Annotated in this window: 25 protein-coding genes and 1 pseudogene; 17 read left to right on the top strand and 9 right to left on the bottom strand. The window is 74.5% G+C overall.

All coding sequences use genetic code 11. The annotated features are described in order from the left end of the window. Nucleotides 1–27 precede the first annotated feature (27 nt). From WIS52_RS12380 to WIS52_RS12365, 4 genes and pseudogenes are all read left to right on the top strand, one after another. Nucleotides 28–387: a DUF485 domain-containing protein gene (locus tag WIS52_RS12380; protein ID WP_349298333.1), complete on the top strand. Its 360-nt coding sequence runs from the start codon at nucleotides 28–30 to the stop codon at nucleotides 385–387. Beyond that, nucleotides 384–1,973, top strand: a pseudogene (locus WIS52_RS12375) (solute symporter family protein); the annotation flags it as partial. The gene WIS52_RS12380 and the pseudogene WIS52_RS12375, both read left to right, overlap by 4 nt. Nucleotides 1,974–2,382: 409 nt before the next feature. Beyond that, nucleotides 2,383–2,712 carry a rhodanese-like domain-containing protein gene (locus tag WIS52_RS12370; protein ID WP_349298332.1) on the top strand — a complete coding sequence of 110 codons (330 nt, stop codon included), beginning with the start codon at nucleotides 2,383–2,385 and terminating at the stop codon, nucleotides 2,710–2,712. Between the two features lie 3 nt (nucleotides 2,713–2,715). Beyond that, nucleotides 2,716–3,738 (top strand): DUF4328 domain-containing protein, encoded by a 1,023-nt coding sequence (locus WIS52_RS12365; RefSeq protein WP_349298331.1) that lies wholly within the window; start codon nucleotides 2,716–2,718, stop codon nucleotides 3,736–3,738. 1,017 nt (nucleotides 3,739–4,755) lie between these two features. Here WIS52_RS12365 and WIS52_RS12360 read toward each other — a convergent pair. From WIS52_RS12360 to WIS52_RS12350, 3 genes are all read right to left on the bottom strand, one after another. Then, nucleotides 4,756–5,181, bottom strand: a complete 426-nt coding sequence (locus tag WIS52_RS12360; protein ID WP_349298330.1) for a hypothetical protein — start codon at nucleotides 5,179–5,181, stop codon at nucleotides 4,756–4,758. Between the two features lie 167 nt (nucleotides 5,182–5,348). Beyond that, the gene (locus tag WIS52_RS12355) at nucleotides 5,349–6,077 is read right to left on the bottom strand and encodes a hypothetical protein (protein WP_349298329.1); all 729 of its coding nucleotides are present in this window, start codon (nucleotides 6,075–6,077) and stop codon (nucleotides 5,349–5,351) included. Nucleotides 6,078–6,242: 165 nt separating this feature from the next. Further along, complete coding sequence (locus WIS52_RS12350; protein ID WP_349298328.1) at nucleotides 6,243–7,505, bottom strand: cytochrome P450; 1,263 nt, start codon at nucleotides 7,503–7,505, stop codon at nucleotides 6,243–6,245. A 20-nt stretch (nucleotides 7,506–7,525) separates the two neighbouring features. On the opposite strand from WIS52_RS12350, the gene WIS52_RS12345 reads away from it, so the two are divergent. Continuing rightward, nucleotides 7,526–8,461, top strand: a complete 936-nt coding sequence (locus tag WIS52_RS12345) for a DUF5926 family protein (RefSeq protein ID WP_349298327.1) — start codon at nucleotides 7,526–7,528, stop codon at nucleotides 8,459–8,461. 132 nt (nucleotides 8,462–8,593) lie between these two features. On the opposite strand, the gene WIS52_RS12340 is transcribed toward WIS52_RS12345, so the two are convergent. Together WIS52_RS12340 and WIS52_RS12335 are read right to left on the bottom strand one after the other, a co-directional pair. Then, nucleotides 8,594–9,130, bottom strand: coding sequence for a ferritin (locus tag WIS52_RS12340; RefSeq protein WP_349298326.1), 537 nt, complete (start codon nucleotides 9,128–9,130; stop codon nucleotides 8,594–8,596). 107 nt (nucleotides 9,131–9,237) lie between these two features. After that, nucleotides 9,238–10,053: a CPBP family intramembrane glutamic endopeptidase gene (locus WIS52_RS12335; RefSeq protein WP_349298325.1), complete on the bottom strand. Its 816-nt coding sequence runs from the start codon at nucleotides 10,051–10,053 to the stop codon at nucleotides 9,238–9,240. A gap of 70 nt (nucleotides 10,054–10,123) precedes the next feature. Here WIS52_RS12335 and WIS52_RS12330 point away from each other — a divergent pair, with 70 nt between their 5' ends. Then, a complete protein-coding gene (locus WIS52_RS12330) occupies nucleotides 10,124–10,702 on the top strand; it encodes a hypothetical protein (RefSeq protein WP_349298324.1) in 579 nt (192 codons plus the stop codon). Next, nucleotides 10,699–11,025, top strand: a complete 327-nt coding sequence (locus WIS52_RS12325) for a DUF3817 domain-containing protein (RefSeq protein WP_349298323.1) — start codon at nucleotides 10,699–10,701, stop codon at nucleotides 11,023–11,025. Before WIS52_RS12330 ends, WIS52_RS12325 begins: the two co-directional genes overlap by 4 nt. On the opposite strand, the gene WIS52_RS12320 is transcribed toward WIS52_RS12325, so the two are convergent. Further along, entirely contained in the window at nucleotides 11,022–11,834 is an 813-nt protein-coding gene (locus WIS52_RS12320; protein ID WP_349298322.1) for a DUF2470 domain-containing protein, read from the bottom strand. The two genes, WIS52_RS12325 and WIS52_RS12320, sit on opposite strands and share 4 nt — an antisense overlap. Nucleotides 11,835–11,971: 137 nt before the next feature. On the opposite strand from WIS52_RS12320, the gene WIS52_RS12315 reads away from it, so the two are divergent. From WIS52_RS12315 to WIS52_RS12300, 4 genes are read left to right on the top strand one after another with little or no spacing between them, the layout of a single operon-like run. Beyond that, on the top strand, nucleotides 11,972–12,880 hold the full coding sequence (locus WIS52_RS12315; protein WP_349298452.1) for a hypothetical protein: 909 nt from the start codon (nucleotides 11,972–11,974) through the stop codon (nucleotides 12,878–12,880). Nucleotides 12,881–12,883: 3 nt separating this feature from the next. Then, on the top strand, nucleotides 12,884–13,843 hold the full coding sequence (gene pheA, locus WIS52_RS12310) for a prephenate dehydratase (protein WP_349298321.1): 960 nt from the start codon (nucleotides 12,884–12,886) through the stop codon (nucleotides 13,841–13,843). Then, nucleotides 13,840–14,571: a histidine phosphatase family protein gene (locus tag WIS52_RS12305; protein ID WP_349298320.1), complete on the top strand. Its 732-nt coding sequence runs from the start codon at nucleotides 13,840–13,842 to the stop codon at nucleotides 14,569–14,571. Before pheA ends, WIS52_RS12305 begins: the two co-directional genes overlap by 4 nt. A gap of 7 nt (nucleotides 14,572–14,578) precedes the next feature. Further along, on the top strand, nucleotides 14,579–15,319 hold the full coding sequence (locus WIS52_RS12300) for an alpha/beta fold hydrolase (protein ID WP_349298319.1): 741 nt from the start codon (nucleotides 14,579–14,581) through the stop codon (nucleotides 15,317–15,319). Here WIS52_RS12300 and WIS52_RS12295 read toward each other — a convergent pair. Both WIS52_RS12295 and WIS52_RS12290 read right to left on the bottom strand, forming a co-directional pair. Beyond that, on the bottom strand, nucleotides 15,316–15,666 hold the full coding sequence (locus WIS52_RS12295; protein ID WP_349298318.1) for a metallopeptidase family protein: 351 nt from the start codon (nucleotides 15,664–15,666) through the stop codon (nucleotides 15,316–15,318). The two genes, WIS52_RS12300 and WIS52_RS12295, sit on opposite strands and share 4 nt — an antisense overlap. An 8-nt stretch (nucleotides 15,667–15,674) precedes the next feature. Beyond that, nucleotides 15,675–17,027, bottom strand: coding sequence for a septum formation family protein (locus tag WIS52_RS12290; RefSeq protein ID WP_349298317.1), 1,353 nt, complete (start codon nucleotides 17,025–17,027; stop codon nucleotides 15,675–15,677). Nucleotides 17,028–17,302: 275 nt separating this feature from the next. On the opposite strand from WIS52_RS12290, the gene WIS52_RS12285 reads away from it, so the two are divergent. Genes WIS52_RS12285 through WIS52_RS12275 form a run of 3 tightly spaced genes read left to right on the top strand, consistent with a single transcriptional unit; the run spans nucleotide 17,303 to nucleotide 19,590 of the window. Further along, nucleotides 17,303–17,932, top strand: coding sequence for a hypothetical protein (locus WIS52_RS12285; protein ID WP_349298316.1), 630 nt, complete (start codon nucleotides 17,303–17,305; stop codon nucleotides 17,930–17,932). Between the two features lie 5 nt (nucleotides 17,933–17,937). Next, nucleotides 17,938–19,104 carry a glutathionylspermidine synthase family protein gene (locus WIS52_RS12280; RefSeq protein ID WP_349298315.1) on the top strand — a complete coding sequence of 389 codons (1,167 nt, stop codon included), beginning with the start codon at nucleotides 17,938–17,940 and terminating at the stop codon, nucleotides 19,102–19,104. Nucleotides 19,105–19,137: 33 nt separating this feature from the next. Then, entirely contained in the window at nucleotides 19,138–19,590 is a 453-nt protein-coding gene (locus WIS52_RS12275) for a DUF350 domain-containing protein (protein WP_349298314.1), read from the top strand. A 161-nt stretch (nucleotides 19,591–19,751) separates the two neighbouring features. On the opposite strand, the gene WIS52_RS12270 is transcribed toward WIS52_RS12275, so the two are convergent. Continuing rightward, complete coding sequence (locus tag WIS52_RS12270) at nucleotides 19,752–20,858, bottom strand: nucleotide disphospho-sugar-binding domain-containing protein (protein ID WP_349298313.1); 1,107 nt, start codon at nucleotides 20,856–20,858, stop codon at nucleotides 19,752–19,754. Between the two features lie 53 nt (nucleotides 20,859–20,911). Here WIS52_RS12270 and WIS52_RS12265 point away from each other — a divergent pair, with 53 nt between their 5' ends. The 3 genes from WIS52_RS12265 to WIS52_RS12255 all read left to right on the top strand — a co-directional run bounded on the left by WIS52_RS12265 (nucleotide 20,912) and on the right by WIS52_RS12255 (nucleotide 23,695). Next, the gene (locus tag WIS52_RS12265) at nucleotides 20,912–21,751 is read left to right on the top strand and encodes an HAD family hydrolase (protein WP_349298312.1); all 840 of its coding nucleotides are present in this window, start codon (nucleotides 20,912–20,914) and stop codon (nucleotides 21,749–21,751) included. Between the two features lie 181 nt (nucleotides 21,752–21,932). Then, nucleotides 21,933–22,526, top strand: a complete 594-nt coding sequence (locus WIS52_RS12260; RefSeq protein WP_379610603.1) for a phosphatase PAP2 family protein — start codon at nucleotides 21,933–21,935, stop codon at nucleotides 22,524–22,526. Further along, a complete protein-coding gene (locus WIS52_RS12255; protein WP_349298311.1) occupies nucleotides 22,523–23,695 on the top strand; it encodes a decaprenyl-phosphate phosphoribosyltransferase in 1,173 nt (390 codons plus the stop codon). The genes WIS52_RS12260 and WIS52_RS12255 overlap by 4 nt, the downstream gene beginning before the upstream one ends. Nucleotides 23,696–23,708 lie beyond the last annotated feature (13 nt).

Below are 23,708 nucleotides of genomic sequence, written 5' to 3'. Positions count from 1 at the left end.
AGCCGACACGCTGTCGTTGATGCGAACATGAGCAGCCCCTCCCCGCGCTCGACCGGCAGCATCGACTACGAGCAGGTCCAGGCGAGCCCGGAGTTCCAGGAGCTCCGTGGCCGGCTGCGCCGTTTCGTCTTCCCGATGACGGCGATCTTCCTGACCTGGTACCTGGTCTACGTCGGTCTGGCGAGCTACGCGCCCGGGTTCATGTCGTTCCAGGTGTTCGGGACCATCACCGTCGGCCTGCTGGTCGGGCTCGGCCAGTTCGTCAGCACGTTCGTGATCACCACGCTCTACGTGCGGTTCGCCGAGCGGGAGATCGACGGCCCGGCGGCCGAGCTGCGGGAGAGGGTCGAAGCCGGCATGGCGGGGAACGGGGAGGTACGGGCATGACTGCCGACGTCGTGCTGGCCCGGGCCGACGAGGTCGGCAGCGTGGCCGCCAACCTGGGCTTCTTCCTGCTGTTCGTGATCGTGACGCTGATGATCGTGCTCCGGGTCAGCCGCACCAACGCGACCCGGGCCGACTACTACACCGGCGGGCACGCCTTCACCGGGCCGCAGAACGGCACCGCGATCGCCGGGGACTTCCTGTCGGCCGCGTCGTTCCTGGGCATCGCCGGCGCCATCGCGCTCTACGGCTACGACGGGTTCCTCTACTCGATCGGCTTCCTGGTCGGCTGGCTGATGGCGCTGCTGCTCGTCGCCGAGCTGTTGCGCAACACCGGCCGCTTCACGATGGGCGACGTGCTGGCGTTCCGGATGCGGCAGCGCCCGGTCCGCGCGGCGGCCGCGACCTCCACCCTGATCGTGTCGCTCTTCTACCTGATCGCCCAGATGGCCGGTGCCGGCGGGCTGATCTCGCTGTTGCTGCAGATCCCGGCCGACGACCGGTTCGGGCAGGCGATGGTGATCGTCGTCGTCGGCGGGCTGATGGTGGTCTACGTGCTGTTCGGCGGCATGAAGGGCACCACCTGGGTGCAGATCATCAAGGCCGGTCTGCTGCTGACCGGCTCGGCGGTGCTGACCGCCTGGGTGCTGGGCCGGTTCGGGTTCGACCTGTCCGCGGTGATGGCGCGGGCCACCGAGAACTCCGAGCACGGCGAGGCGGTGCTCGGGCCGGGGCTGCAGTACGTCAACAAGGTCGACTTCATCTCGCTGGGCCTGGCCCTGGTGCTCGGGACGGCGGGGCTGCCGCACATCCTGATGCGCTTCTACACCGTGCCCTCGGCCAAGGAGGCCCGCCGCTCGGTGGTCTGGGCGATCTGGCTGATCGGCACGTTCTACCTGTTCACCCTGGTGCTGGGCTACGGCGCGATGGCGCTGCTGCCGCCCGGGACGATCACCCGGGAGAACCAGAACGACGCGGCGCCGCTGCTCGCCTACGAACTCGGCGGCGAGATCATGCTCGGCCTGATCGCCGCGGTGGCGTTCGCGACGATCCTCGCGGTCGTCGCCGGGTTGACGATCACCGCGTCGGCCTCGTTCGCGCACGACGTCTACGCCGGGATCCTGCGCCGCGGGAAGGCCTCGCCGGACTCCGAGGTGCGGGTGGCCCGGGCGACCGCGCTCGGGATCGGACTGATCGCGATCGCCGGCGGGATCATCGCGAACGGCCAGAACGTGGCGTTCCTGGTGGCGCTCGCCTTCGCCGTCGCGGCCTCGGCGAACCTGCCGACGATCCTGTTCTCGCTGTTCTGGAAGCGGTTCAACACCACCGGCGCGCTGTGCAGCATCTACGGCGGCGTGCTGATCTGCGTCTCGCTGATCGTCGTGTCGCCGGCCGTCTCCGGCTCGCCGACCTCGATGCTCCCCGACTCCGACTTCGCGGTCTTCCCGCTGTCCAACCCGGGCCTGGTGTCGATTCCGGCGTCGTTCCTGCTCGGGATCGTCGGGACCCTGCTCGGCGGGCGGTCCGACGCCGCCCGCTACGCCGAGATGGAGGTCCGCTCGCTGACCGGGGCCGGCGCCGTCCGGGCGACCACCGCGCCCGCGCCGCCGCCGCGCCCGCGGGCGGTCAGCGCGACCTCGGTCGGGGCCATCCCGACCTACAACGGCTCCGACGACGCCCGCCCGCGGCACACGTCCGCGGCCGCCGGCCCCACCGCAGGCGCCGGTTCGGGCCCGGCCCGGTCGACCCGGCGGGCGGGTGACCTGTTCGGCGGCTCCGGTGCGGCGGGCGCCGGCCCACTGCCGGACGCCCCGGAGCCCGTCGCACAGGACACGCACCGTCCGGCGAACGGGGCGGGCCGGCACCGGCCCGTGGCGCCGCCGGAGAACCCCAACGAGCTGACGATCCCGCACGGTTCGCTGTTCGACCCCGGTCCGGACCGGTAGGCGTCGCACGCGCTCACCGGGGGTTGACCCCGCCGCGTGGCAGGATGGCCCCATGTCCGACCCGGTACCCACGGTGAGCATGTCCGACCTGTCCGCCGACGCCCTGATGCTCGACGTCCGCGAGCTCGACGAGTGGACCGCCGGCCACGCCCCGACCGCACGCCACCTGCCGATGTCCGAGCTGGCGGGCCGGATGGGCGAGGTCCCGGCCGACGACCCGCTGTACGTGGTGTGCCGCTCCGGCGGCCGGTCCGCGCGGGTGGTCGCCTACCTGGCCCAGCAGGGCTACCCCGCGGTGAACGTGGCCGGCGGGATGCAGGACTGGGCGGCGTCCGGCCGGGCCGTGGTGACCGACGACGGCAGCGCGCCCCGGATCGCCTGACCCGTGACCGCGCCGACCGGGCCGCCCGGCCGCCCCGCGGAGCTGCCGCCGTGCACCCGCTGCGGCCGGCAGGCACCGCCCGGCAGCGGCGCGTTCTGCCCGTGGTGCGGCCGGTACCTGGCGGCACTGGAGTGGGTGGCGTCGCCGCCGCCCCCGGAGACCCTCCCGGGGGCCGTCCGTCCGGCCGAACCCGCGGCCCCGGCCGCCGCGTACACCGGCCCGCCCCGGTACCGGGCGGTGCCGCGGTGGGGCCTGCCGCTGGGGCCGTGGCGGACCCCGGCCGGTGCGGCCGGCGGCGGTCTCGGGAACGTCGACCGGGCCCGGGCGATGGCCGGGCAGCTGATCCCGGTGCTGTGGGTCACGGCCGGGATGAGCGCGCTGGCCGCGGTGGCCGAGGCCTGGCGGTACGCGTTGCTGCTGGCCAGCCGGTCCGACGCGCTCTCGCCGGTCGCGGTCGGCTGGTCCGACGCGCTGGTCTGGTTCGCCGGCTGGTCGTCGGTCGTGGCGGCGGTGGCCGCCGGTGGCCTGACGGTCGCCTGGAGCCTCGCGGCGCACCGCGCGGCGGCCGAGCGGGCGGGGATCCGGCCGTGGCGGACCCGTCGGCGGATCGTGCTCGGGTGGCTGGTCCCGGGCTGGAACCTGACCGCGCCCGGCTCGATGCTGGCCGAGACCGAGCACGCGGCGCTGGAGCTGCCGCCGGGCGACCGGCCGTCGCCGTCGCGGGAGCTGCGGGTGTGGTGGGCGCTCTGGGCGGCCTGCGTGGTGCTCGCCGCGGTGACGCTGGTCTGGCGGTTCCGCTCCGGTACCCAGGCGCTGGCCGACGGCGTCGTGCTGCACGCCTGGGCCGATCTGCTCGTCGCCGTGACCGCCTACCGGACGATCCGGATGGTCCGGTGGATCACCGGTCTGCTGGAGCCGGGTCCGCGTGGTCCGCGGGAGCTGCTGGTGCGGACGTCCCGTTCGTCCGCGGCGCCGGCAGCATCGCCGCCGGCGGAGCCGGACGGAGCGGCTGTCCGGGCGGGCTGACCGGCACCGGGGACTCCGGGGCAGCCGGTGACCCCGGGTACGGCGACGACGAGACCGCCGGGGACGGGGTCACCGAGGACGGGTACGGGCCCGCGGGCGACGGCGAGGCCGACGGATGCGGCGACGCGGGCGGCGCCGAGGGGTACGGCGCGGTCGCGTCGATGCCGCTGCCGGTGACCTCGTCGGGATCCCGCGGGCGGCCGAGCGGGAGGACCAGGTGCGGCACCGCCGTCGTCACCGGGCGGAACAGGGCCCCCGGCTCCTCGCCCGGGCGGGGCGGGGTGGACGGCCCGGACTGCCGGGCCGCCCCCGGACGCGCGGTCGTGTGCGGCCCCGGTGGAACGGTCGCGTGCGGCCCCGGTGGAACGGTCGCGTGCGGCCCCGGTGGAACGGTCGCGTGCGGCCCCGGTGGAACGGTCGCGTGCGGCCCGGCCTGCGCCGTCGTGTGCGGTCCCGGTCGCCCGGTCGTGTGCGGCCCGGGGCGGCCGTTCGTGGACGGGTCCGGCTGCGGTGCCGTGCCGGGCACCGTCCAGCCGGCGGAGCCGGGCCGGACCGCGACGGACGGACCGGCCGTCAGCGCCGACTCGGAGATCGCGCGCAGCCGTCGTCGCACCTTGGCGACCACCCGGTCCGGACCGCGGACGACGACGGACAGCGCGAGCTTCCCGCCGTGCGGGTCCGGGACGGTGTGCAGGACGTGCCGGTCCGGCCCGGCCTCCAGGACCAGGCCGACGAGGCCGCCGGAGGCGGGCGCGAGGGCGAGCCCGATCCGGACCAGCTCGGCGTGCGCGGCCCCGCGTACCTCGTCGCGATGGTCGTGGTCCCCGGCCCGGCCCGTGCCGGTGCGTCCGGCCGCGGTGTCCGGGCCGCAGGCGTCGAGCACCATCCCGCTGTCGACGTCGACCAGGGCCGCCGACCGGACCCTGGGGTCGTCGAGCAGCGGTCCGAGCACCGCGGCGAGGCCGTCGGTGCGGACCGCGACCGCGTGCCGGTGACGTCCCACGCGGAAGAGCCGGATCAGCGCTGCTGGGCGGGGAAGTACGCCTGCCCCTGCTGCGGGGCGGCCTGCGGTGCGGCCATGGCGAACTGCTGCTCGATCACCCGGAGGTCGCGCCGGGCCATGGCCAGGTTGGCCTGGGCGCGGTTGAGCACCAGGTAGAAGAACATCTGCTCGTCGGTGCCGCGGATGATCCGGATCAGGTGGTACTGGGTGTCCAGCGTGATCAGGATGTCCTCGATGGTCTCCCGGAGCCCGAGCTTCTGCATCACCTCGAGCTTGGTGCGGACCACCTCGGAGTTGCCGGGCGCGGCGACGTCGAGGTCGAACTCCGGGCTGCCGCCCCGGGAGCCCAGAGTCATGCCGCTCTCGAAGTCGACGATCGCGACCGCGAACGCGCCCTTGATGTTGGCGGCCATGTCCAGCGAACGATCGATGTTGTTCATCACGCATTCCTCCGCACGGCGCGCCAGCGTCGTGTCTCGAGATTCAGGGAAGCTGCCCGGGTGTCGCTCTCGGTGCGGGGTTTCGGAAAGAAGATCGACGATTCGACCCGGGAGCCGTAACGATAACGCGAAAACTGTGCGCGTCAACTTCCGTCGTGCGCGACCGTTCACAGGCGTCGGAGGCCGGCGAGCACCCGGGCCAACGTCGAGAGATCGTCCGCCCACCGCCCGCCCGGTGGGCCGGGGGGTGCGACCGGTGGGCCGCCGACGGCCGGTCCGGGGGCGTCCGCACCGTCGTCGCCGGGGTGGTCGTGGCCCCGGCGGGGCAGCGGGACCGGCAACGGCGGGTGCCGCTCGACGACGGGTGCCCGGGACTGGACCGGGATCGGGATCGGCGGCGCCGGGATGCCGGTACGGGAGGGCTGCGGGTGGACCGGCCGGGACCGGGTCGCGCCGGCGGGCCCTCGGCGCGCGGTGTCCGGGACCGGCGGCGCGAGCATCTGCGCAGGTGGGGAAGGGTTTCCGGGGAGTGCCTGCAGCGCCCGCCTGGCGAGTGCGAGGTTGCCCCGGGACCGGTCCACCCGCAGGTAGGCCAGCAGCGCGTCGCCACCCCGGGGCAGCGTGCGCACCAGGTGATAGGCCTGGCCGGTCGTGACCACGACGTCCTCCAGCGCGGCCTGTCCGCGGCCCCAGCCGAGCAGGGTCGTCGCCTGGTCGGGCGGCGGTGCGGCCGCCGCCGCGGTGCCGGCCGGGTCCGGTGCGGGCACCTCGCCGCCGCCACTGCCACCGCCGTCGCCGCGCGCGGCGAGCACCGCACCGGCCAGGTCGGTGATGCAGGCGTAGCGAGCTCCGGGAACGTCCATCACGTCCCGGAGCGCCTCGGACCACGATTCCATCGGTGTGATTCCACCATGCACGCCGACCGTGGTCGACGGCGGACCCCGGCGATTCGTCCTCAATTCTGGCGAGCCCGGTCACGTTTCGCGGACGTGAATTCGGCGAACGGGGAAAACTGCAGAACCGTTCGGTGCAACGCAATTGCGGCCGTTCGGCTCATTCGCTCAGTCCGTGCTCAGCCGGAGCTCCGTCCAGCCGCGCATCACGAACCGCGGACGGCGGGTCGGCGAGCCGTGCACCGCGGCGTCCGGCAGGGCCCGGAGCAGGGCGCGCAGCACCTCGGAGATCTCCAGCCGGGCGAGCGGCGCGCCCAGGCAGTAGTGCACCCCGGCGCCGAAGCCCAGGTGCGGGTTGGGGGAGCGGCCGACGTCGGGGGTGTCGGCGTCGTCGAACACCGCGGGGTCCCGGCCCGCCGCGCCGAGCAGCGCACCGATCCGGGTCCCGGCGGGCACCGGGTGGCCGGCGACGGCGGTGTCGGCCAGCGCGGTGCGTTCGAACAGCTGCAGCGGCGCGTCGAACCGGATCAGCTCCTCGACCGCGGTCGGGAGCAGGCTCTCGTCGTCCCGCAGCCGTCGCCACTGGGCGGGGTGGCGCAGCAGGGTGTGCACCCCGTTGCCGATGACGTTGACCGTCGCCTCGTGCCCGGCCATCAGCAGCAGCGCGGCGGTGCCGACGAGCTCGTCGGCGGAGATCCGGGCGCCGGCGGCCTCGTCGTCCCGCACGGCGACGAGATCCCGGATGAGGTCCGGCCCGGTTCCCGTGGGAGAGCCGGTGCGGTCGGCGGCGAGCTCGCGCAGCATCGCCACGAACTCGGCGGAGGCGTCCTCGGCGGCGCGGCGGCGGACCGCGCCGCGGGTTCCGCTCTCCGGCGGCTCGTACATCCGGACGATCGCGTCCGACCAGGCCCGCAGCGGCTCCCGCCGGTCGTCGGGCACGCCGAGCAGGTCGGCGATCACCGCCACCGGCAGCGGTTCGGCCACCAGCTCGATCAGGTCGGTGGGCTCGCCGTCGCGGACCCGGGCGGCCAGCCGCCCGACCAGGCCCTCGGCCCGGGCGCGGACCAGCGGTGCCAGCCGCTCGGTGTGCCCGCGGGCGAACGCGGACGCGACCAGCCGGCGCAGCCGGGTGTGCGGCTCGCCCTCGCGCTCCAGCAGCGAGTTGCGGTGCAGCAGGTTGAAGGTCGCCAGCTCGGTCTCGGGCCGGGCGTCGGACCAGATCCGGCCCAGCCCGCGGTCGCGCAGCACCGCCGAGCAGGCGGCGTGGGTGACCGCGACCGGCAGCCCGAGGGCGGGGTGGGGGTGCACCGGGCCGGCGTCGCGCAGCGCGGCGTAGACGGGGTAGGGGTCGGCGAGGAAGGCCGGATCGCCCGGGTCGAACGGCGGCGGGGCCGGACGGGAGCGGGGGTCGGCCGGGTCACACGTATGCATCACCCGCTACCTTGCCCGGGATGGGCAAGAAGACGCGTAACCGTGCCACCCGTTCCGAGGGCTCCGAGGGCGGCAACCCCCGCCGGCCGTGCCCGTGCGGGTCGGGCAAGCGGTACAAGGCCTGCCACGGCGCCGGCGACGACGTGATCGTCGTCCGGCCCTTCGAGGGGCTGGCCGCCGAGCCGGACCTGGTCGCGATGCGGGAGTTCCTGCCGTCCGCGACGGCGGCGCTGCCGCTGCGCGAGGGCGGGCCGGTGACGCTGGCGTCGGTGCTGCCCGGCGCGTCCGCGGCGTTGGTCCGCGACAGCGGCGAGATCCTGCTCGGGATGCAGGTGCAGACCCGCTCGGGCGACCTGTCCGCCGACCTCGCCGGGGCGCTGGCCTGGGCCCGCTCGGCCGAGCCGGGGTCGTCGCTGCCGGTGGTGGGCCCGGAGCGTCGCACCGGCGAGCGGCTGCAGGACGTGCTGGAGCCGGAGGTCCCGCTGGAGCCGTCGGTGCACGCCGACTTCGCCTGGTGGCTGCCCGGCGGCGAGCCGGACCCCGAGGCCGCGGCGATGCTGGAGCGGGCCAACTCGGTGATCATGCCGACCGAAGCGGTCGCCGCACCCGGCGTGCGCGGCGCGTATTGGGTGGACACCGGGTCGAAGGGGCACATCCGCTGGGTGCGGACCGAGGACGAGGTCACCCTGATGGCCGCGCTGGCCCGGCTGTCCGGCCGGGGCGAGCTGGAGCTGGGCGAGGGGTCCCACTACGCCGGGTCCTTCCGCGCGCACGGCCTGCTGGTGCCGGTGTGGGACGTGGACCGGGAGATGCACTCGTCGGAGTGGGCCGGGCCCGCCGCCGAGTTCGCGAAGCGCCTCGACGAGGTGCTGGCCGGGCTGGACTCCGAACCGCTGACCGACGCCGAGCACCGGGCCCGCGAGGTGCTGGCCGGCAAGCAGATCACCCTGCGCTGACCCCTGCGCTCCGGCCGCCCCTCCCGCACACCCTCCCGAAACGCGACTCATGACGCTTTAGTTCGGCTATGCCGAACTAAAGCGTCATGAGTGGGGCCCGGGGAGGGGTGCTGAGACCGACGGGAGCGGGGCTCAGACGCGGCCGCCGGCGACCGGCGGCGCGGTCGGGTCGGCGCCGTCGCCCTTGGCGAGCTCGCGGGCCACGAAGTCCTCGATGTGGAACAGGTTGTCGCCGGCGCGGCGGACCACGGTGAGCAGGGTCGTCATCGAGGCGACTTCCTCGACCTGCTCCTTGAGGTACCACTGCATGAACTGCTCGCCGAGGTAGTCGCCCTCGTCGCGGGCGGTGCGGGCGAGCGTGGTGATCTGCTCGGTGACCTGCTTCTCCTGGGCCAGCGCGAGCTCGACGACCTCCTCGACCGAGCGGAAGCCGTTCTGGATCTCGCCGATCGACGGGATGGCCGGCGGCAGGTCGTTGTCCAGCTGGTACTGGACCATGCCCATCGCGTGGTTGCGCTCCTCGATCGCCTGCGCGTAGAAGAGCGCGGCCAGCTGGGGGAGGTCCTCGCCGTCCAGCCACACGGCGACGGCGATGTACTGCTGGCTCGCGGTGAACTCGCTGCGGACCTGCTCGCGCAGCAGGGCGTGGAACTTCGTCTCGTCGGTCATGGGACCAGGTTAGCGCCGCCCGCCATTTTCTTGAACTGCTCCAGAGTTGGTGTCGGTCTCAGTTGGAGAGGGTCACCTTTCCCCTGGTGAGGGGCGCTTCGGGGCGATCAGAACGGCAGCACGTCGACCAGCAGCGCGTAGCCCACGAACGCCACGATGTCGATCAACAGGTGCGCCCCGACGAGCGGCCAGAGGCGGTTGGTCCGCTGCCAGTACCGGGCGAAGACCAGCCCCATCACGAGGTTGCCGACGAACGCCCCGATCCCCTGGTAGAGGTGGTAGCAGCCACGCAGGACGGCGGCGACGAGGGCGGAGCGGTTCTCCGACCAGCCCAGCTGCCGGAACCGGGTCAGCAGGTAGCCGATCATCACCACCTCCTCCGCCCAGGAGTTCGCCGCGGCGGAGAGCAGCAGGACCGGGATGCGCCACCAGACGTCGGTCAGCGTGCTCGGCGCGACGTCCGGGGTGATCCCGGCGAGCCGCCCGATCAGGTAGAGCCCGAGTCCGGGGATGCCGATCAGCGCGGCCAGCCCGGCCGAGTGCAGCGCGTCCCGGCCGGGACGGCGGCCGTCGAGCCCGACCGTGCGCAGCGCGAACCCCGCGCGCAGCAGCAGGTACGCGGCCAGCGCGCCCCAGCCGGCCAGCTGCAGCGCCCGGACCAGCTGGAACGCCAGGTCGATCCAGGTGTCGGTGGAGGCCGGCGCGTTCAGCGTCACCTGCTGGGCCGCCAGCGGCGCCGGGTTCAGCAGCGCCTCGAGCAGCGAGAGCGCGCTGCGCAGGGCGGACAGCCCGAGCGTCACGGTCAGCACGACCGCGATCTCCAGGCCGATCAGCCGGCGTTCCCGGCGGTCGGTGACCACGGCCGGGGACGCCGGGGCGACCGGGGCGAGCCAGTCCCGCAGCCGGGCCGGGGGCGTCGTCACGACCGGAGATCATGGCACCCCGCGCCGGGCGGCGGTCCGGGAGCCGGTCACGGGGCCGTACCCTGATGGCGTGTTGCGGTTGCTGGTGTCCCCGAGGTGGATCGCCTGGCACGTCCTCACGCTCGGCGCGATGGTCACCTGCGGATTCCTGGCCGCCTGGCAGTGGGGCCGTGCGGGCTCGGCGATGGGGTCGGCGGTGAACATCGGATACGGCCTGCAGTGGCCGGCGTTCGCGGTGTTCTTCGGCTACATGTGGTGGCGCTTCCTGCGGATGGAGGTGGCCGACCTGGAGGCCGCCGCGGCCGCGGGGGAGCCGTCCGACGCCGGGCAGTCGTCCGTCGCGCCCTCGGCCGGCGTGACCCCCGGATCCGGCGAGCCGGGGCCCGCCGGCGCGGTGACCGCGACCGCCGGGCCGTCCCGGAACGGTTCCGCACCGGCCGCCGTGACGCCGGGTGCCGCCGAGCCGACCGGGGCCGAGCCGACCGGGGCCACGTCGCCGGACGGCACCGTGCCGCCCCCGCGCCGCTCGCCCTTCACACCCCGCCCGGCCGGCGTGACGATGGCCCGGCACACCGACCCGCAGCTGCGGGCCTACAACGCGGAGCTGGCCCGCCTGGCGGACCGGCACCGAGAGGAGACGACGACGTGACCGTTCCAGGCGCACTCAAGGCGTTCCGGATCTCGGCCTGGATCACCGGTGTCGGCCTGCTGCTGCTGACCTTCTACGCGATGCCGGCGAAGTACATCTTCGGCGACCCGCGTCCGGTCGCGCTGATCGGCATGGTGCACGGCTTCCTGTACATGATCTACATCGTGTGCACCCTGATCCTGGCCGAGCGGTGCCGCTGGAAGCCGCTGTACGCCCTGGTCATCCTCGCGGCCGGCACGATCCCGGTGGCGTCGTTCGTCGCCGAGCGCAAGGTGACCCAGAAGGTGCAGGACGAGCACCTGGTCGGGTCGCAGACCGCCTAGGACTCCGAACTCTCCCGGGCCTCCTGGGCCGGCCGCAGCACCGGGCAGCCGACCAGCTCGGCGAAGCGGGCCTGCAGCTCCGCCGGCGTCCGCGCCTCGGCGGAGAACGCCAGCCGGACGTCCTGGGTGCCGCCCGGCGCGGGCACCCGCACCCGCAGCCCGCAGCGGTCCACCCCGATCGGCCGGATCCGGCCGGGCGTGGTCGTGGCGCTGCGCAGCGCGTGCGGCAGGTGCCGGCGCAGCGCGCACAGCATCTCCGGGTGGGCGCGGTCGAGGTGCTCCAGCCACTGCTGCTCCACCCGGCAGAACGGGTCGGGCAGGGCCGTGGCGAGCTCGGTGGGCGACACCGGGGCGCACCCCTCGGCGTCGGAGTACACCGCCGAGGACGGGTACAGGCGCAGCAGCGTCGCGCCGCGGCCGGCGTCGAGCAGGTTCGGGTGCGGCGCCGTCTCGGCGAGGCGCAGCGCGCGCTCCCGGGCCGTCGCCGGGTCGGGCTCGTGCAGCCGGCCGAGCAGCCAGAGCAGCTCGCGCACCGGCTCGGGCAGCGGTACCGGGGTGCTCCCGGTCAGCTCGAGCATGACCGGCAGGCCGTCGTCGCCGGCGTCGCGGGCGTGCGCGCGCAGCGGGTGGTCGTCGGTCAGCAGCAGGTCGGTCGTGCCGTCCGGCCACGTGTGGTGCATCAGCGGCGCGACCGGTTCGGGCTCCCCGGTCCCGACAATGGCGCTGCGAGCGGCGCCTCCGGCGACCAGGCTGCGTGCGCGCTCGGCGACGGCGGGCGTCGGGGGGCGGCGTATCCGGGTGGTTCCCACTCTCACCTCCGTTTAGGTAAGACTTACCTAAACAGCAATGAGTGTGCCCTGTCCAGTGCCGGTGACCTCCGCACGGCGCCGGGGGAGAACCCCCGTTGTCGGTTCGCCGTGACCCGACCGTTAGCGTCGACGGCGTGATGACCGTGCCCTCGGGTTCCGCTGCCGACCCGTGGCCGATCCGTCCGCTGCTGGCCGCGCTGGTCGACGACACCAGCCTGCTGCAGCCCAGGACCGTCGCACCGGGCGTCGACGCCGTGGTCTCGCGCTACCTCGCCGCCCGTGACGGTCACTACGGAGGCCTGGTCGGCCGGCTGGTCTGCCCCGCGTCCCAGTTGCCCGCAGTGGTCACCGAGCTGGCCCGCTCCGCGCCGAGCCGCCCGGCCGACCTCGGCCTGGTGGTGGACACCGGTCTCGGTGCCGTGCCCAAGGCGCTCTCCACCGTGTTCTCCCGCTCGAGCCTGCTCACCCCGAGCACCGTCGAGTGCGCCGCGCCGCCGGACGTCGACGGCATCTGGCTGGAGCGGGTCTCGGAGTTCGTGCCGGACGAGGTGACGCCGGTCGTCGAGCCCCGCCGCCCGGTCGAGGGCGACGCCGAGGCGCACGAGGCCTGGCTCGCCGCCATCCGCAAGGTCGCCGAGCACGGCTGCACCCCGAAGATCCGGATGGGCGGGCCGCGCCCGTCCGACGTGCCGACCGTCGACGACGTCCACAGCTTCCTGCAGGCCGGCCTGGAGAGCGGCGCCGGCGGGATCTCGGCACAGGGGCTGGACCGCATCGTGCGCGAGGAGCCGAACGGCTCGGGCGGACGCGGCCGGCACGGGCTGCTCAACCTGATCGTCGCCGTGGCCCGGATGACCGGCGTCAGCGCGAGCCCCGACCCGGTGGCGGACGCGCTGGAGAGCACCGACGGCGAGGGGCTGGCCCGCGAGCTCGACGAGCTGCCCGACAAGGCCGTCGAGCAGGTCCGGACCGTCCTGCCGCGCTGCGGGGTCGACCCGGACCCGGTGCCGATCGCCGACCTGGTGGCCCTCGGCCTGCTGGACTGACCCGTGCGGAAGATCGGTTTCCTGGGACCGCGCGCGACCTTCACCGAACAGGCGCTGCGCACGCTGCCGGAGTCCCGGGACGCCGAGCTGATCCCGTTGCCCGGCGCGCCCGCGGTGCTGGCCGCGGTCCGCGACGGCTCCGTCGACGCCGGGTGCGTCCCGATCGAGAACAGCGTCGAGGGCGCGGTCCCGCCGGTGCTCGACGGCCTCGTCGAGGACCCGCCGCTGATCATCGCGCGGGAGGCCCGGATCCCCGTCCGGTTCTGCCTGCTCGGTGCCGCGGGTACCACGTTCCCGCAGGTCCGGACCGTCGCCTCGCACGGGCACGGCATCGCGCAGACCCGGGGCTGGCTCGCCACCCACCTGCCCGACGCCGAGGTGCGGGTCAGCTCCTCGACCGCCGAGGCCGCCGCGCAGGCCGCCCGCGGTGAGGTCGACGCCGCGGTCGCCGCACCGCTGGCGGCCACCGAGCACGGCCTCGCGGTGCTGGCCGACGACATCGCCGACAACCCCGGCGCCGTCACCCGGTTCGTGCTGCTCACCCGGCCCGGCCCGCCGCCGGAGCGGACCGGCCGGGACCGCACCACCCTGGCCGCGACGACCACCAACCGGCCGGGCACGCTGCTCGGCCTGCTCACCGAGCTGGCCGTGCGCGGCATCGATCTCACCCGGATCGAGTCCCGTCCGGTGAAGGACCGGCACGCCGAGTACTGGTTCCACCTGGACTGCTCGGGGCACGTGAACGAGCCCGCGATGGGCGAGGCACTCGCCGCGCTGTACCGGCGCTGCGACCGGCTGATCTATCTCGGATCGTTCCCGCGCGCCGAGGACGGCACCGCCGTGGACGAGACCCCGGCCGACGGCGTCGGGAGTCCCGTGGTGCCGCAGGCCGTCGTGCACGACGACGCCCACGCCGAGTCCGCGCGTTGGCTGACCGCGATTCGTGAAGGAGTGGGCCGATGAGCGGCCGAGACCCGCACCCGGACGCCGAGCACGACGGGGCCGCGTCCTTCGCCGCCACGGGCAGTGCTCCCCGCTCGGCGCAGGTGCCCCCGGACGACGGCGCGGTCCGCCTGGTGCTGGTCCGGCACGGGCGCACGCCGTCGAACGTCCGGCACGCGCTGGACACGAAGGTGCCCGGCCCGCCGCTGGACGAGCTCGGGCGGGAGCAGGCGCGCGAGGTGGCCGGGCTGCTCGCGGACTGGCCGGTGCGCGCCCTGTACGCCTCGCGGGCCACCCGGGCGCAGGAGACGGCCGCGCCGATCGGTGCGGCCCTCGGGACGAGGGTGCAGGAGCTGCCCGGCACGCACGAGGTGTTCGTCGGCGATCTGGACAACCGGGACGACGACGCGGCCCGTGCGATCTTCGACGAGGTCTTCGAGTCCTGGTGGGACGGCGACCCCGGCCGCCCGATGCCCGGCGGGGAGTCCGCCGAGGATGTCTGGGCGCGGTTCCTGCCCGACGTCGAGCGGGTGCTGGACGGCGTGACCTCCGGTGCGGTCGTCCTGGTCAGTCACGGGGCGGTCATCCGGGTGGTGACGCAGGCGCTGCTCGGCGCGTCCGCGGACTCCGGCCTCGGCCGGGACAACCCGGTCCCGAACACCGGCCGCGTCGTGCTGCGTCGCGACCCCGGCGGCTGGGCGCTGGAGCTGTGGGACCCGATGCCGCAGCACTCGCGCTCGGCCCACTGAGGCCCCGGTGAACCGCTCGGAGCCGTCGGGACGGCCGTTCGTCCTCGTCCACGGCATGTTCCACGGCGGCTGGTGCTGGACGTTCGTGGCCGAGCGGCTCCGTGCCCTCGGACACCGGGTGACCACCCCGACCCAGACCGGGCTCGGTGAACGTGCCCACCTGATGAGCGGGGACATCACGCTCGGCACCTTCGTCACCGACGTCGAGTCGCACGTGGTCGCCGAGGACCTCACCGACGTCGTGCTGGTGGGCCACAGCTTCGGCGGCGCCGCGGTCACCGGGGTCGTCGACCGGATCCCGGACCGCATCGCGCACGTCGTCTACCTCGACGCCCTCGTCCCGGAGAGCGGCCGGTCCGTGTTCGACACCATGGATCCCGCGATCGTGGCCGGCCGGCGTGCGAAGGCCGTCGACCACGGGTCGGGGCCGGTCTGGGAACCGTTCGACGTCACGGCGTTCGGCATCCCGGCCGACCACCCCCGTGCCGGGTGGGTCCGGCGCCGCCTGACCCCGCACCCCGTCGCGACCTACGAGACGGCGATCGAGCTGGCGAACCCGGTCGGCAACGGCCTGCCGGCGACCTACGTCTGCACGACCGAGCCGCTCTACACGCCCCTGGCACCGTCCCGGGCCTGGGTACGCGAGCACCGGCCGCAGTGGCGGTGGGTCGAGCTGGCGACCGGCCACGACAGCATGATCCTCGAACCGGAGCTGGTGGCGACGACGTTGCACGCCGTGGCGTCCTAGCCCCATCCGAGTTCGTGCAGCCGCTCCTCCTCGATCCCGAAGTGGTGCGCGATCTCGTGCACCACGGTGATCGCGACCTCGTCGACGACCTGCTCGTCGTCCTCGCAGAACTCCAGCACCGCGTCCCGGTAGATCGTGATCCGGTCCGGTAGCTCACCCGCGTAGTCGGCGCTGCGCTCGGTCAGCGCGACGCCCTCGTAGAGCCCGAGCAGGTCGGGCTCCTCGGCGTTGCGCGGCTCGACGAGCACCACCACGTTGTCCATCGCCGCGGCGAGCCCGGCCGGGACGAGGTCCAGCGCGGCGGCGACGAGCTCGTCGAACCGGTCGGGCGGCATCGTGACCGGCACGGGTCGCGTCAGTTCTCGGGCAGGTCGGTGGGCAGGTCCAGGTCCGGCGGACCGTCGGTGGCCTCGGCCGGGAGCGGGACGTCCGGAGCGCCGGGCTGCTCGCGGTCGGGCTGCTCGACCGGGGGCGCGGAGCTGCCCGGCGCGGGCGGCTGCGAGGGCCCGCCGGACTGGCCGGGCGTCGCCGGGACACCGGGTGTGGTCGCGGCCGGCGGCGCGGGCTGGTCGGCGACGCTCACGTCGCCCCGGACCGAGCCGGTGATCGCCGCGAACCCGCTGCCGTCGGGCAGCAGGGTGCCCACGTTGCAGTTCACCTTGCGGCTGCCGGCCGCCCAGGACGCCTCGGACAGGTTGCCCCAGTAGACGGTCAGGCCCTTGTCGGCGATCGCGGTGTCGTTGCCGGCGTAGGCGTTCGCCGCCTCCTGGCAGGCGGGCTGCAGGAAGCCGTCCTGGTCCTCGACCGAGGGGTGGCCCTCGGGGAACTCGGTGCCCAGGTCGATGACGCCGACGGCCTCGACCGAGTGCGGGGCGCCGCAGTCGGCCGGGTCGCCGACGGTGCGCCCGTCGATGGCCAGGCAGGTGCCCTCCGGGTGGATCGCGGACTGGTCCTGGTCGGCCACCCGGCCGGTGATCGGGAACATCGCCCCGCTGCGCGACGCCGTCTGCAGGCCGCAGCGCATCCCCCGGTCGCCCTCGTCCCAGCGTTGCTGGGACGGCTTGAGCGCGCCGACCCGGAACTTGCCGTCCGGGTCGAACCGGTCGTCCAGATAGGACGTGACCAGCGGGGTGCAGCGCTCGGAGACCAGGGTCTGCCACGCCTCGTCGGCCGGGAAGACGGCCTGGTCGTCGAGCCCGACCCGGCCCACCTGCTCGAACAGGTGCGGCTGCGCGCAGTCCACGGCGGCCGTGTCGGTTGCGTCCGCCCGGGTCCAGTTCAGACAGGTGCCCGGGGTGTCCGGCGGGGGCGGGGGCGGCGGGACCTCCTCGACCCGGGGCGGCACCCCGGACGAGGCGAACGACCCGAGCACCGGCACCTCGGCGCCGAGCAGTGAGTCCAGCGAGGCGACGGTGAGCATGAGGAACGCGCCGATCAGGATCCCGACACCGACCCGGCGCGTCCCGGACAACGTGCGCCCGGTCCGCACCTCGGCGTCCACGTCCTCGGTGGCCGGGGCGACGAGGGCGGTGGCGTCGTCGTCATCGCGCCCGTCGTCGTACTCGGCGCGCCGGCCCGCGGGTCGCGACAGGACCGACGTGGTCCCGAAACGGTCGTGACGGGGCTCCCCGGCGTGGTCCGGGCCGGGCGAGGGCGCGGTGTGGCGCCGGTGCGGGGGAGCGGCGCCGTAGGGGGAGCTGGGATCCATGGCACGTCCATGATGCAGCGCGGCCGGGGCGATCTTCATCCGGCCGGTACCGCGGCGCGGCGGTCGGTCGCCGGTGTGCTGCGAACGAGCAGGTGACAGCGCCGTCGGGCAGCGACCGGGACCGTTCGTCCCGCCCGGTGGCGCCGACGGGCGCGTGCTGGTGAGGGGAAGCCGGAACGCTGCCGAATCGTCATCCGGTGTCCGCTCTCCGGCGGGGTGGACGCCCGGTACGGTGAGCTGCGGGGGAACGGCAGGGCAGTGATGGGTGAGCAGCGATGACCGACGGACCAGGCGACGACCGCGCCGGGCGAGGTGGCGAGGCGTGGCCGGGGGGCACCGGCGGACCGCAACGCGGCCGGATGCGCCGGCAGGACGGCAGCACCACCCCGCGCGAGCCCACGCTGGCCGAGAAGCGGGCCCGTGAGCAGAAGCTCCGCGCCGACCGCGAGGCCGTCCGGCTGGCCGAGGCCCGGTCGAAGAAGACCAAGCGGGTGCTGATCGGTACCGGTGCGACGGTCGGTGTCGTCGCGCTGATCGCCGCCGTCTACGCGGGGTCGGGCGGCTCGGAGGCCGTCGAGGCGCGCTGCGTCGACGAGAACAACGTCGTCGTCCCGGACGACAACTGCGAGAGCGGTACCGAGAGCCAGGGCCAGGTCGCGTCCGGCGGGGGCGGGTTCGCCTTCGTCCCGATCTTCCTCGGCGGCGGTGGGCGGCAGTACCACTACAACTACGGCGGCGCCGGCAACGTCGGGCAGGTCGCGACCGGCGGGAACGTGGCACCGCCGCCGTCCGGCACGACCGTCCGCAGCGCCAACACCGGCAGCACCATCTCCCGGGGCGGGCTCGGCGTCGGCGGGAACTCGTCCTACGGCAGCCGCGGCGGCGGCTCCTCCAGCGGGAGCTGAGCCGGGTGCGACGCGAGCGCGGCACCCCGCGCCCGGACTGGCAGCGCACCGTCGCCGACCAGGGCCTGGTCTTCGACACCCCGGGCCGGGACGGCGCCGGCGGCGAGCGGCCGTACTGGGACGAGTCGGTGCACTACGTCCTGGAGATGGACGAGGTCCTCTCCCTGGAGGCCGACGTCGAGGTCCTGCACTCGATGTGTCTGTCCGCTGTGGACCACGTGGTGACCACCGAGCGGTTCCGCGACTTCGGGCTGCCCGAGTGGAGCTGGGAGGCGATCGCGGCCTCCTGGAAGCGCTCGGACCCCTACGTCTACGGGCGGTTCGACCTGCGCTACGACGGCTCCGGCCCGGGCAAGCTGCTCGAGTACAACGCGGACACCCCGACGTCGCTGCTGGAGGCCTCGATCCTGCAGTGGTACTGGCTGCAGGACGTCCACCCCGGCGACGACCAGTGGAACTCCTTGCACGAGAAGCTCGTCGAGCGCTGGGGTGAGATCCGGTCCGCGCTGCCGTCGGCCGAGGTGCACTTCACCTGGTCCGGCGCCGAGTCGACCGGCGAGGACCACATCACCGTCGGGTACCTGCAGGAGACCGCGGCCGAGGCCGGCATCGACACCGTCGGACTGTCCATCGAGGACATCGGTTGGGACTCCGCGCTGGACCGCTTCGTGGACCTCGAGGAGGTCTCGATGTCCGCGGTCTTCAAGCTCTACCCGTGGGAGTGGATCCTCGGCGACGGTTTCGGCAAGCACGTCTCCCGCAGCCTGCCCGAGACGCTCTGGCTCGAGCCGCTGTGGAAGACGCTGCTGTCGAACAAGGCGCTGCTCGCCGTGCTCTGGGAGATGTACCCGGGGCACCCGAACCTGCTCCCCGCCTCACTCGGTGACCCCGGGATGCTCACCGAGTACGTCCGCAAGCCGCTGCTGGGGCGTGAGGGCGCGAACATCCAGGTCGTCGCACCCGGCTACGAGGTAGCCACCGGCGGCGTCTACGGCGACGAGGGCTTCGTCTACCAGATGTTCGACCCGCTGCCCGAGTTCGACGGCTTCCGTCCGGTGATCGGCGCCTGGCTGGTCGGCGACACCGCCGCCGGGATGGGCATCCGGGAGTCACCCGGCCTGATCACCGACGACGGCGCGGCCTTCGTGCCGCACCGCATCCCCGGTTCCTGACCTTTCCCGCTCCCCTTCTCGGAGGTACCTCCCGTGATCCTCGCCCAGGCGCTCGACGCCACGTACTGGGGCTTCCTCGGCCGTGGCATCGGCGCGATCCTGATCTACGCCGTGATCGGCACCCTGCTGATGCTGATCGGCTTCTGGGCGATCGACCTCACCACGCCGGGCAAGCTTCCGCAGATGGTCCGCGCCGGGCTGCCGAACGCGGTGACGATCACCGCGGCCGGGATGCTCTCGATGGCGTTCATCATCGTCATCGCGATCTACGTGTCCTACGGGTCGCTGCTGCAGGGCATCATCTCGTCGCTGGTGTTCGGGCTGCTCGGGATCCTCGCCCAGGTCGGCGCGGTGCGGCTGCTGGAGTGGGTGACCGGTATCGACATCGGCGACGTCATCCAGTCCGAGGAGCCGCAGCCGGCGGCGAAGGTCGTCGCGGCCGCGCACGTCGCGCTGGGTCTGATCGTCGCCGTCGCGGTCTTCTAGCCTCGGGCTGTCGCCGCGCGCCGCACCCCGTCGTCGCCTGCCGCACCCGCCGCGAAGGCCGTGGCGACCGGTGACGGGTCGCGCCGCCGCCGACTTCACACCCCTTCGCCGCGCCTCACACCCGCCGCTGCCGGTGTGAAGCGCGGTCCAGGGGTGTGAAGTCAGGCCAGGGCGGTGATCAGGTCGACGCGGGCCTGGGGCGGGGGCATCGCGGTGATCTCGCTGCGGACCTCGCGGGAGGCGGCGGCGAGCTCGCCGTCGTGCACCAGCCGGCGGAGTGCGTCGGTGGTGACGCCGCCGCCGATGCCGCCCCCCCGGGCCTCGACGAGGTCCGCGTTGCGCCGGCGGTCGCCCGGGCCGGGCAGCGCGAGCTGCGGGATCCCGGCGGCGAGCGCCGCGAGGACGCGGTGCGCGCTCGCGTCGTGCAGCACGGCCGCGCAGTGCGGCAGCACCTCGGCCAGCGGGACCCGGCCCACCGAGCGGACGCGTCCCCGTCGTCGGGCCAGCCGCCCGGGCGGGCGGACCAGCACCACCTCGCAGTCGAGCTCCGCGGCGGCCCGCACCGCGGACGCCTGCAGGTCGCCCCGCACCGGCCCGCCACCCCGCAGCACCAGCACCCGGGGTCGCTCCGAGGGCGCCCGCAGCCAGGCCGGCAGCCCACCGGCGGCAGGCCCGGCGTCGTGCACCGGCCGGACCGGGAGCGCGTCCCGGGCGCCGACGAGGCTGGCCGGCGCGATCGTCAGGGCGATGGCCGGGGCGGGGACCGCGGCGACCCGGTGCCGGACCAGCGCCCGACGTAGCGGCCGGGTGTCCACCAGCGCGCGGGCCAGCGCCAGCCCGTCGTACAGGGCGGTCTCGTGCAGCACCGCGGGCACGTCGTGCCGTGCGGCGGCCAGGGCGCCGGCGACCGCCAGCGGCTCGTACAGCACGACGTCGGGACGCCACTGCTCGGCGACGGTCACCAGCGCGTCGGTCAGCTCCTCGTTCACCGGCCCGAACAGCGACCGCACCCCGCTGTCCCCGCCGCGGCCGGCCAGCTCCGCGCGGGCGGCGACCGGGTGCGTGACCAGCGAACGTGCCGCGAGCCGGCCGACGCGCACGTTGCGGGCGACGTCGATCCACGGCAGCGGACCGGTCCCGCCCGGGGGCAGCGCCTCGCCGCCGGTCGCCAGCAGCACCTCGTGCCCGGAGTCCCAGAGCGCGTGCGCGAACGGCAACAGTGGCGCCAGGTGCCCCGGCAGCGGGGCCGCGACCACCAGAACGCGCACCCGTCGAGACTAGCCGCCCGGTGGCCGGTCGCGGGTTACGTAGGCTCGACGGTGTGATCGCCGAGAAGCAGCCACGCCTCGTCGCGACCGACGTCGACGGCACCCTGCTCGACGACCGCGACGCCGTGTCCCCGCGCACCGCCGCCGTGATCTCCCGGGCGGTCGCCGCCGGAGCCGAGTTCGTGCTCGTCACCGGGCGGCCCCCGCGCTGGATCCCGCCGGTGGTGGCCAGGCTGCCCGAGGGGCACGTCCGGTGGTGCGTGTGCGCGAACGGGGCCGTCGTCTACGACGCCGCCGCCGACGTCGTGCTGAGTGCGCGCACCCTGGAACCGGAGGCGGTCCGGAAGATCGCCGCGCTGTGCGGGGAGCTGTTCCCGGGCGTCGGCCTCGGTGTCGAGCGGGTCGGCACCGCCGAGACCGGCGGCGTGGCGCACGGGACCGTCGACGAGTTCCTCGCCGAGCCGGGCTACGTGCACGCCTGGGGCGCCAACGACGCCGGACCGGCCACCCGCGACGAGCTGCTCGCCCGGCCCGTCACGAAGCTGCTGATCCGGTCGCCGGAGCTGACCAGCGAGCAGATGCTGGAGCGTCTGGCGCCCGAGGTGGACGGCCTGGCCGACCTCACCTTCTCGCACCCGTCCGGACTGATCGAGGCCTCCGCCCCGGGGGTGACCAAGGCGACCGGGCTCGCCGACGTGGCGCAGCGGCTCGGTGTGGACGCGGCCGAGACCGTCGCGTTCGGCGACATGCCCAACGACCGCGAGATGCTGCGCTGGGCCGGCGTCGGTGTCGCGATGGGCAATGCCCACCCGGACCTGATCGGCGTCGCCGACGAGGTCACCGCGCCGAACACCGCCGACGGGCTGGCCGAGGTGCTCGAGCGCTGGTTCTGAGGGCTTCCGCTGCTGGTCGGGACCGGTTCGGACGCTGTTCACCCGCTGCCCGTCGTTCCCCCGATCGCGGGCCCCGGCCCGGAGCCCGAGGCCGGTCCGGCGTACCATTTCCGGCTGTCATCGCCCGGGCGAGCCGGGTGCCTGCGGCACGCCTGGAGGGCCCCACCCCGTGGCCGAGACCCTGGACCGTTCCGGTCCGCATCAGCCGGTCGGCGCCGACGCCGGTCCCGTCCCCGCTCCTCCCGCCGACGGCGAGCTCGCCGTCCTGGCCACCGTGCAGGACGCGGTCGCGTCACCAGCGACGATCCGCGTCGCCCGCGGGATGTCGCTGTTCGGGGAGCACGCGGCCGGCTGGCTCGCGCTCGGCCTCGCCGGAGCGGCGCTGGACCGTCCGCGCCGGCGGGAGTGGCTCGGTTCGGCGGCCGCGGTGGCGCTGGCGCACGGTGCCTCGATCGGCGTGAAGCGCGTGGTGCGCCGCCGCCGTCCGGAACACCCGTCCGTGCGGGTGCTCGTCGGCACCCCGAGCCGGCTGAGCTTCCCGTCCTCGCACGCCACCTCGACCACCGCCGCCGCCGTGCTCTACGGCGGACTGCTCGGCCGTCGCGCGCGGCCGGTCGCGGCGCTCACGGTCGGCGCCATGGCGCTGTCCCGCCTGGTCCTGGGTGTGCACTACCCGACCGACGTCGCGACCGGTACCGCGCTCGGAGCGGCCGTGGCCGCCGGCGCGCGCCGTCGCATCCGCTCCCGACCCGACCACCGGAGGGTGAGCGCATGACCAGCTCCGACCGCACGAAGGTCGACGACCCGGCCGACGACGCCGCGGCCCCGTCCGGCGCGGCCGCCCAGGCCCCGTCGAACGGAGCCCCGTCGAACGGAGCGTCCTCGAACGGTGCCGCCGCGTCCGGCGACGCCGGTACGCCGTCGAAGGCCGCCGTCGCCGAGGCCGCCGACCCGCGCACCCCGGTCGAGCCGGACGCGCCGGACGACGCCGGCGCCCCCGAGGGCCACGAGGCGGACGCCGCCGGGGCGACGCTCGCGCCGGCCACCCCGCTGGACCCGTCCGAGCGGACCCCGACGCTCGTCGCCCGCGGTCTGCTCAAGACGATGCGCCCGCGTCAGTGGGTGAAGAACGTCCTGGTCTTCGCCGCGCCGTTCGTCGGCGGTGGACTCTTCGACGGCTCGGTGCTGGTCGACTGCCTGATCGCGTTCGCCGCGTTCTCGCTGGCCGCGTCCGGTGTGTACCTCGTCAACGACGCGCTCGACGTCGACGCCGACCGGGCCCACCCGACCAAGCGTCGTCGCCCGATCGCGGCCGGGATCGTGCCGGTGCCGCTGGCCTACATCTGGGCGGGCGTGCTGTTCGCGGCGGCGATCGGGCTGTCGTTCCTGCTCACCTGGCAGCTGATCGTGGTGCTCGCGGTGTACGTCGCGGTGCAGCTGTCGTACTGCCTGTGGCTCAAGCACCAGCCGGTGCTCGACATCTGCATCGTGGCGTCGGGCTTCCTGATGCGCGCCATCGCCGGTGGTGTCGCGACCGGGATCACGCTGTCCCAGTGGTTCCTGCTGGTCGCCGGGTTCGGCTCGCTGTTCATGGTGGCCGGCAAGCGCTATGCGGAGATGATGCTCGCCGAGAAGACCGGCGCGAAGATCCGCAAGTCGCTGGAGAGCTACTCGGCGTCCTACCTGCGCTACGTCTGGTCGCTGTCCGCCACGGTCATGATCATGACCTACGGCCTGTGGGCGTTCGAGATCCGCGAGGCGCACCACAACTCGGTGTGGTCGGTGCTGTCGATCGTGCCGTTCGTGATCGCCGTGCTGCGCTACTCGGTGGACGTCGACCGGGGCACCGGTGGCGAGCCCGAGGAGATCGCGCTCGGCGACCGGGTCCTCCAGGTCCTGGCGCTGGCCTGGATCGCGATGCTGACGATGGCCGTCTACAGCTGACCCGCTCGCCTCG

The sequence above is a fragment of the Pseudonocardia nematodicida genome, assembly GCF_040105385.1.
Lineage (GTDB): Bacteria > Actinomycetota > Actinomycetes > Mycobacteriales > Pseudonocardiaceae > Pseudonocardia > Pseudonocardia nematodicida.
Note: the sequence above shows the minus strand (reverse complement) of the source record. Positions and strands in the feature narration are given on the sequence as shown.

Excerpts from the sequence above, each read along its gene's own strand:
- WIS52_RS12355 (WP_349298329.1), bottom strand. The coding sequence starts at position 6,077 with ATGGAATCGTGGTCCGAGGCGCTCCGGGACGTGATGGACGTTCCCGGA.
- WIS52_RS12360 (WP_349298330.1), bottom strand. The coding sequence starts at position 5,181 with ATGAACAACATCGATCGTTCGCTGGACATGGCCGCCAACATCAAGGGC.
- WIS52_RS12315 (WP_349298452.1), top strand. The coding sequence starts at position 11,972 with ATGACCGTGCCCTCGGGTTCCGCTGCCGACCCGTGGCCGATCCGTCCG.
- WIS52_RS12370 (WP_349298332.1), top strand. The coding sequence starts at position 2,383 with ATGTCCGACCCGGTACCCACGGTGAGCATGTCCGACCTGTCCGCCGAC.
- WIS52_RS12255 (WP_349298311.1), top strand. The coding sequence starts at position 22,523 with ATGACCAGCTCCGACCGCACGAAGGTCGACGACCCGGCCGACGACGCC.
- WIS52_RS12285 (WP_349298316.1), top strand. The coding sequence starts at position 17,303 with ATGACCGACGGACCAGGCGACGACCGCGCCGGGCGAGGTGGCGAGGCG.
- WIS52_RS12345 (WP_349298327.1), top strand. The coding sequence starts at position 7,526 with ATGGGCAAGAAGACGCGTAACCGTGCCACCCGTTCCGAGGGCTCCGAG.
- WIS52_RS12380 (WP_349298333.1), top strand. The coding sequence starts at position 28 with ATGAGCAGCCCCTCCCCGCGCTCGACCGGCAGCATCGACTACGAGCAG.
- WIS52_RS12340 (WP_349298326.1), bottom strand. The coding sequence starts at position 9,130 with ATGACCGACGAGACGAAGTTCCACGCCCTGCTGCGCGAGCAGGTCCGC.
- WIS52_RS12305 (WP_349298320.1), top strand. The coding sequence starts at position 13,840 with ATGAGCGGCCGAGACCCGCACCCGGACGCCGAGCACGACGGGGCCGCG.
- WIS52_RS12350 (WP_349298328.1), bottom strand. The coding sequence starts at position 7,505 with ATGCATACGTGTGACCCGGCCGACCCCCGCTCCCGTCCGGCCCCGCCG.
- WIS52_RS12290 (WP_349298317.1), bottom strand. The coding sequence starts at position 17,027 with ATGGATCCCAGCTCCCCCTACGGCGCCGCTCCCCCGCACCGGCGCCAC.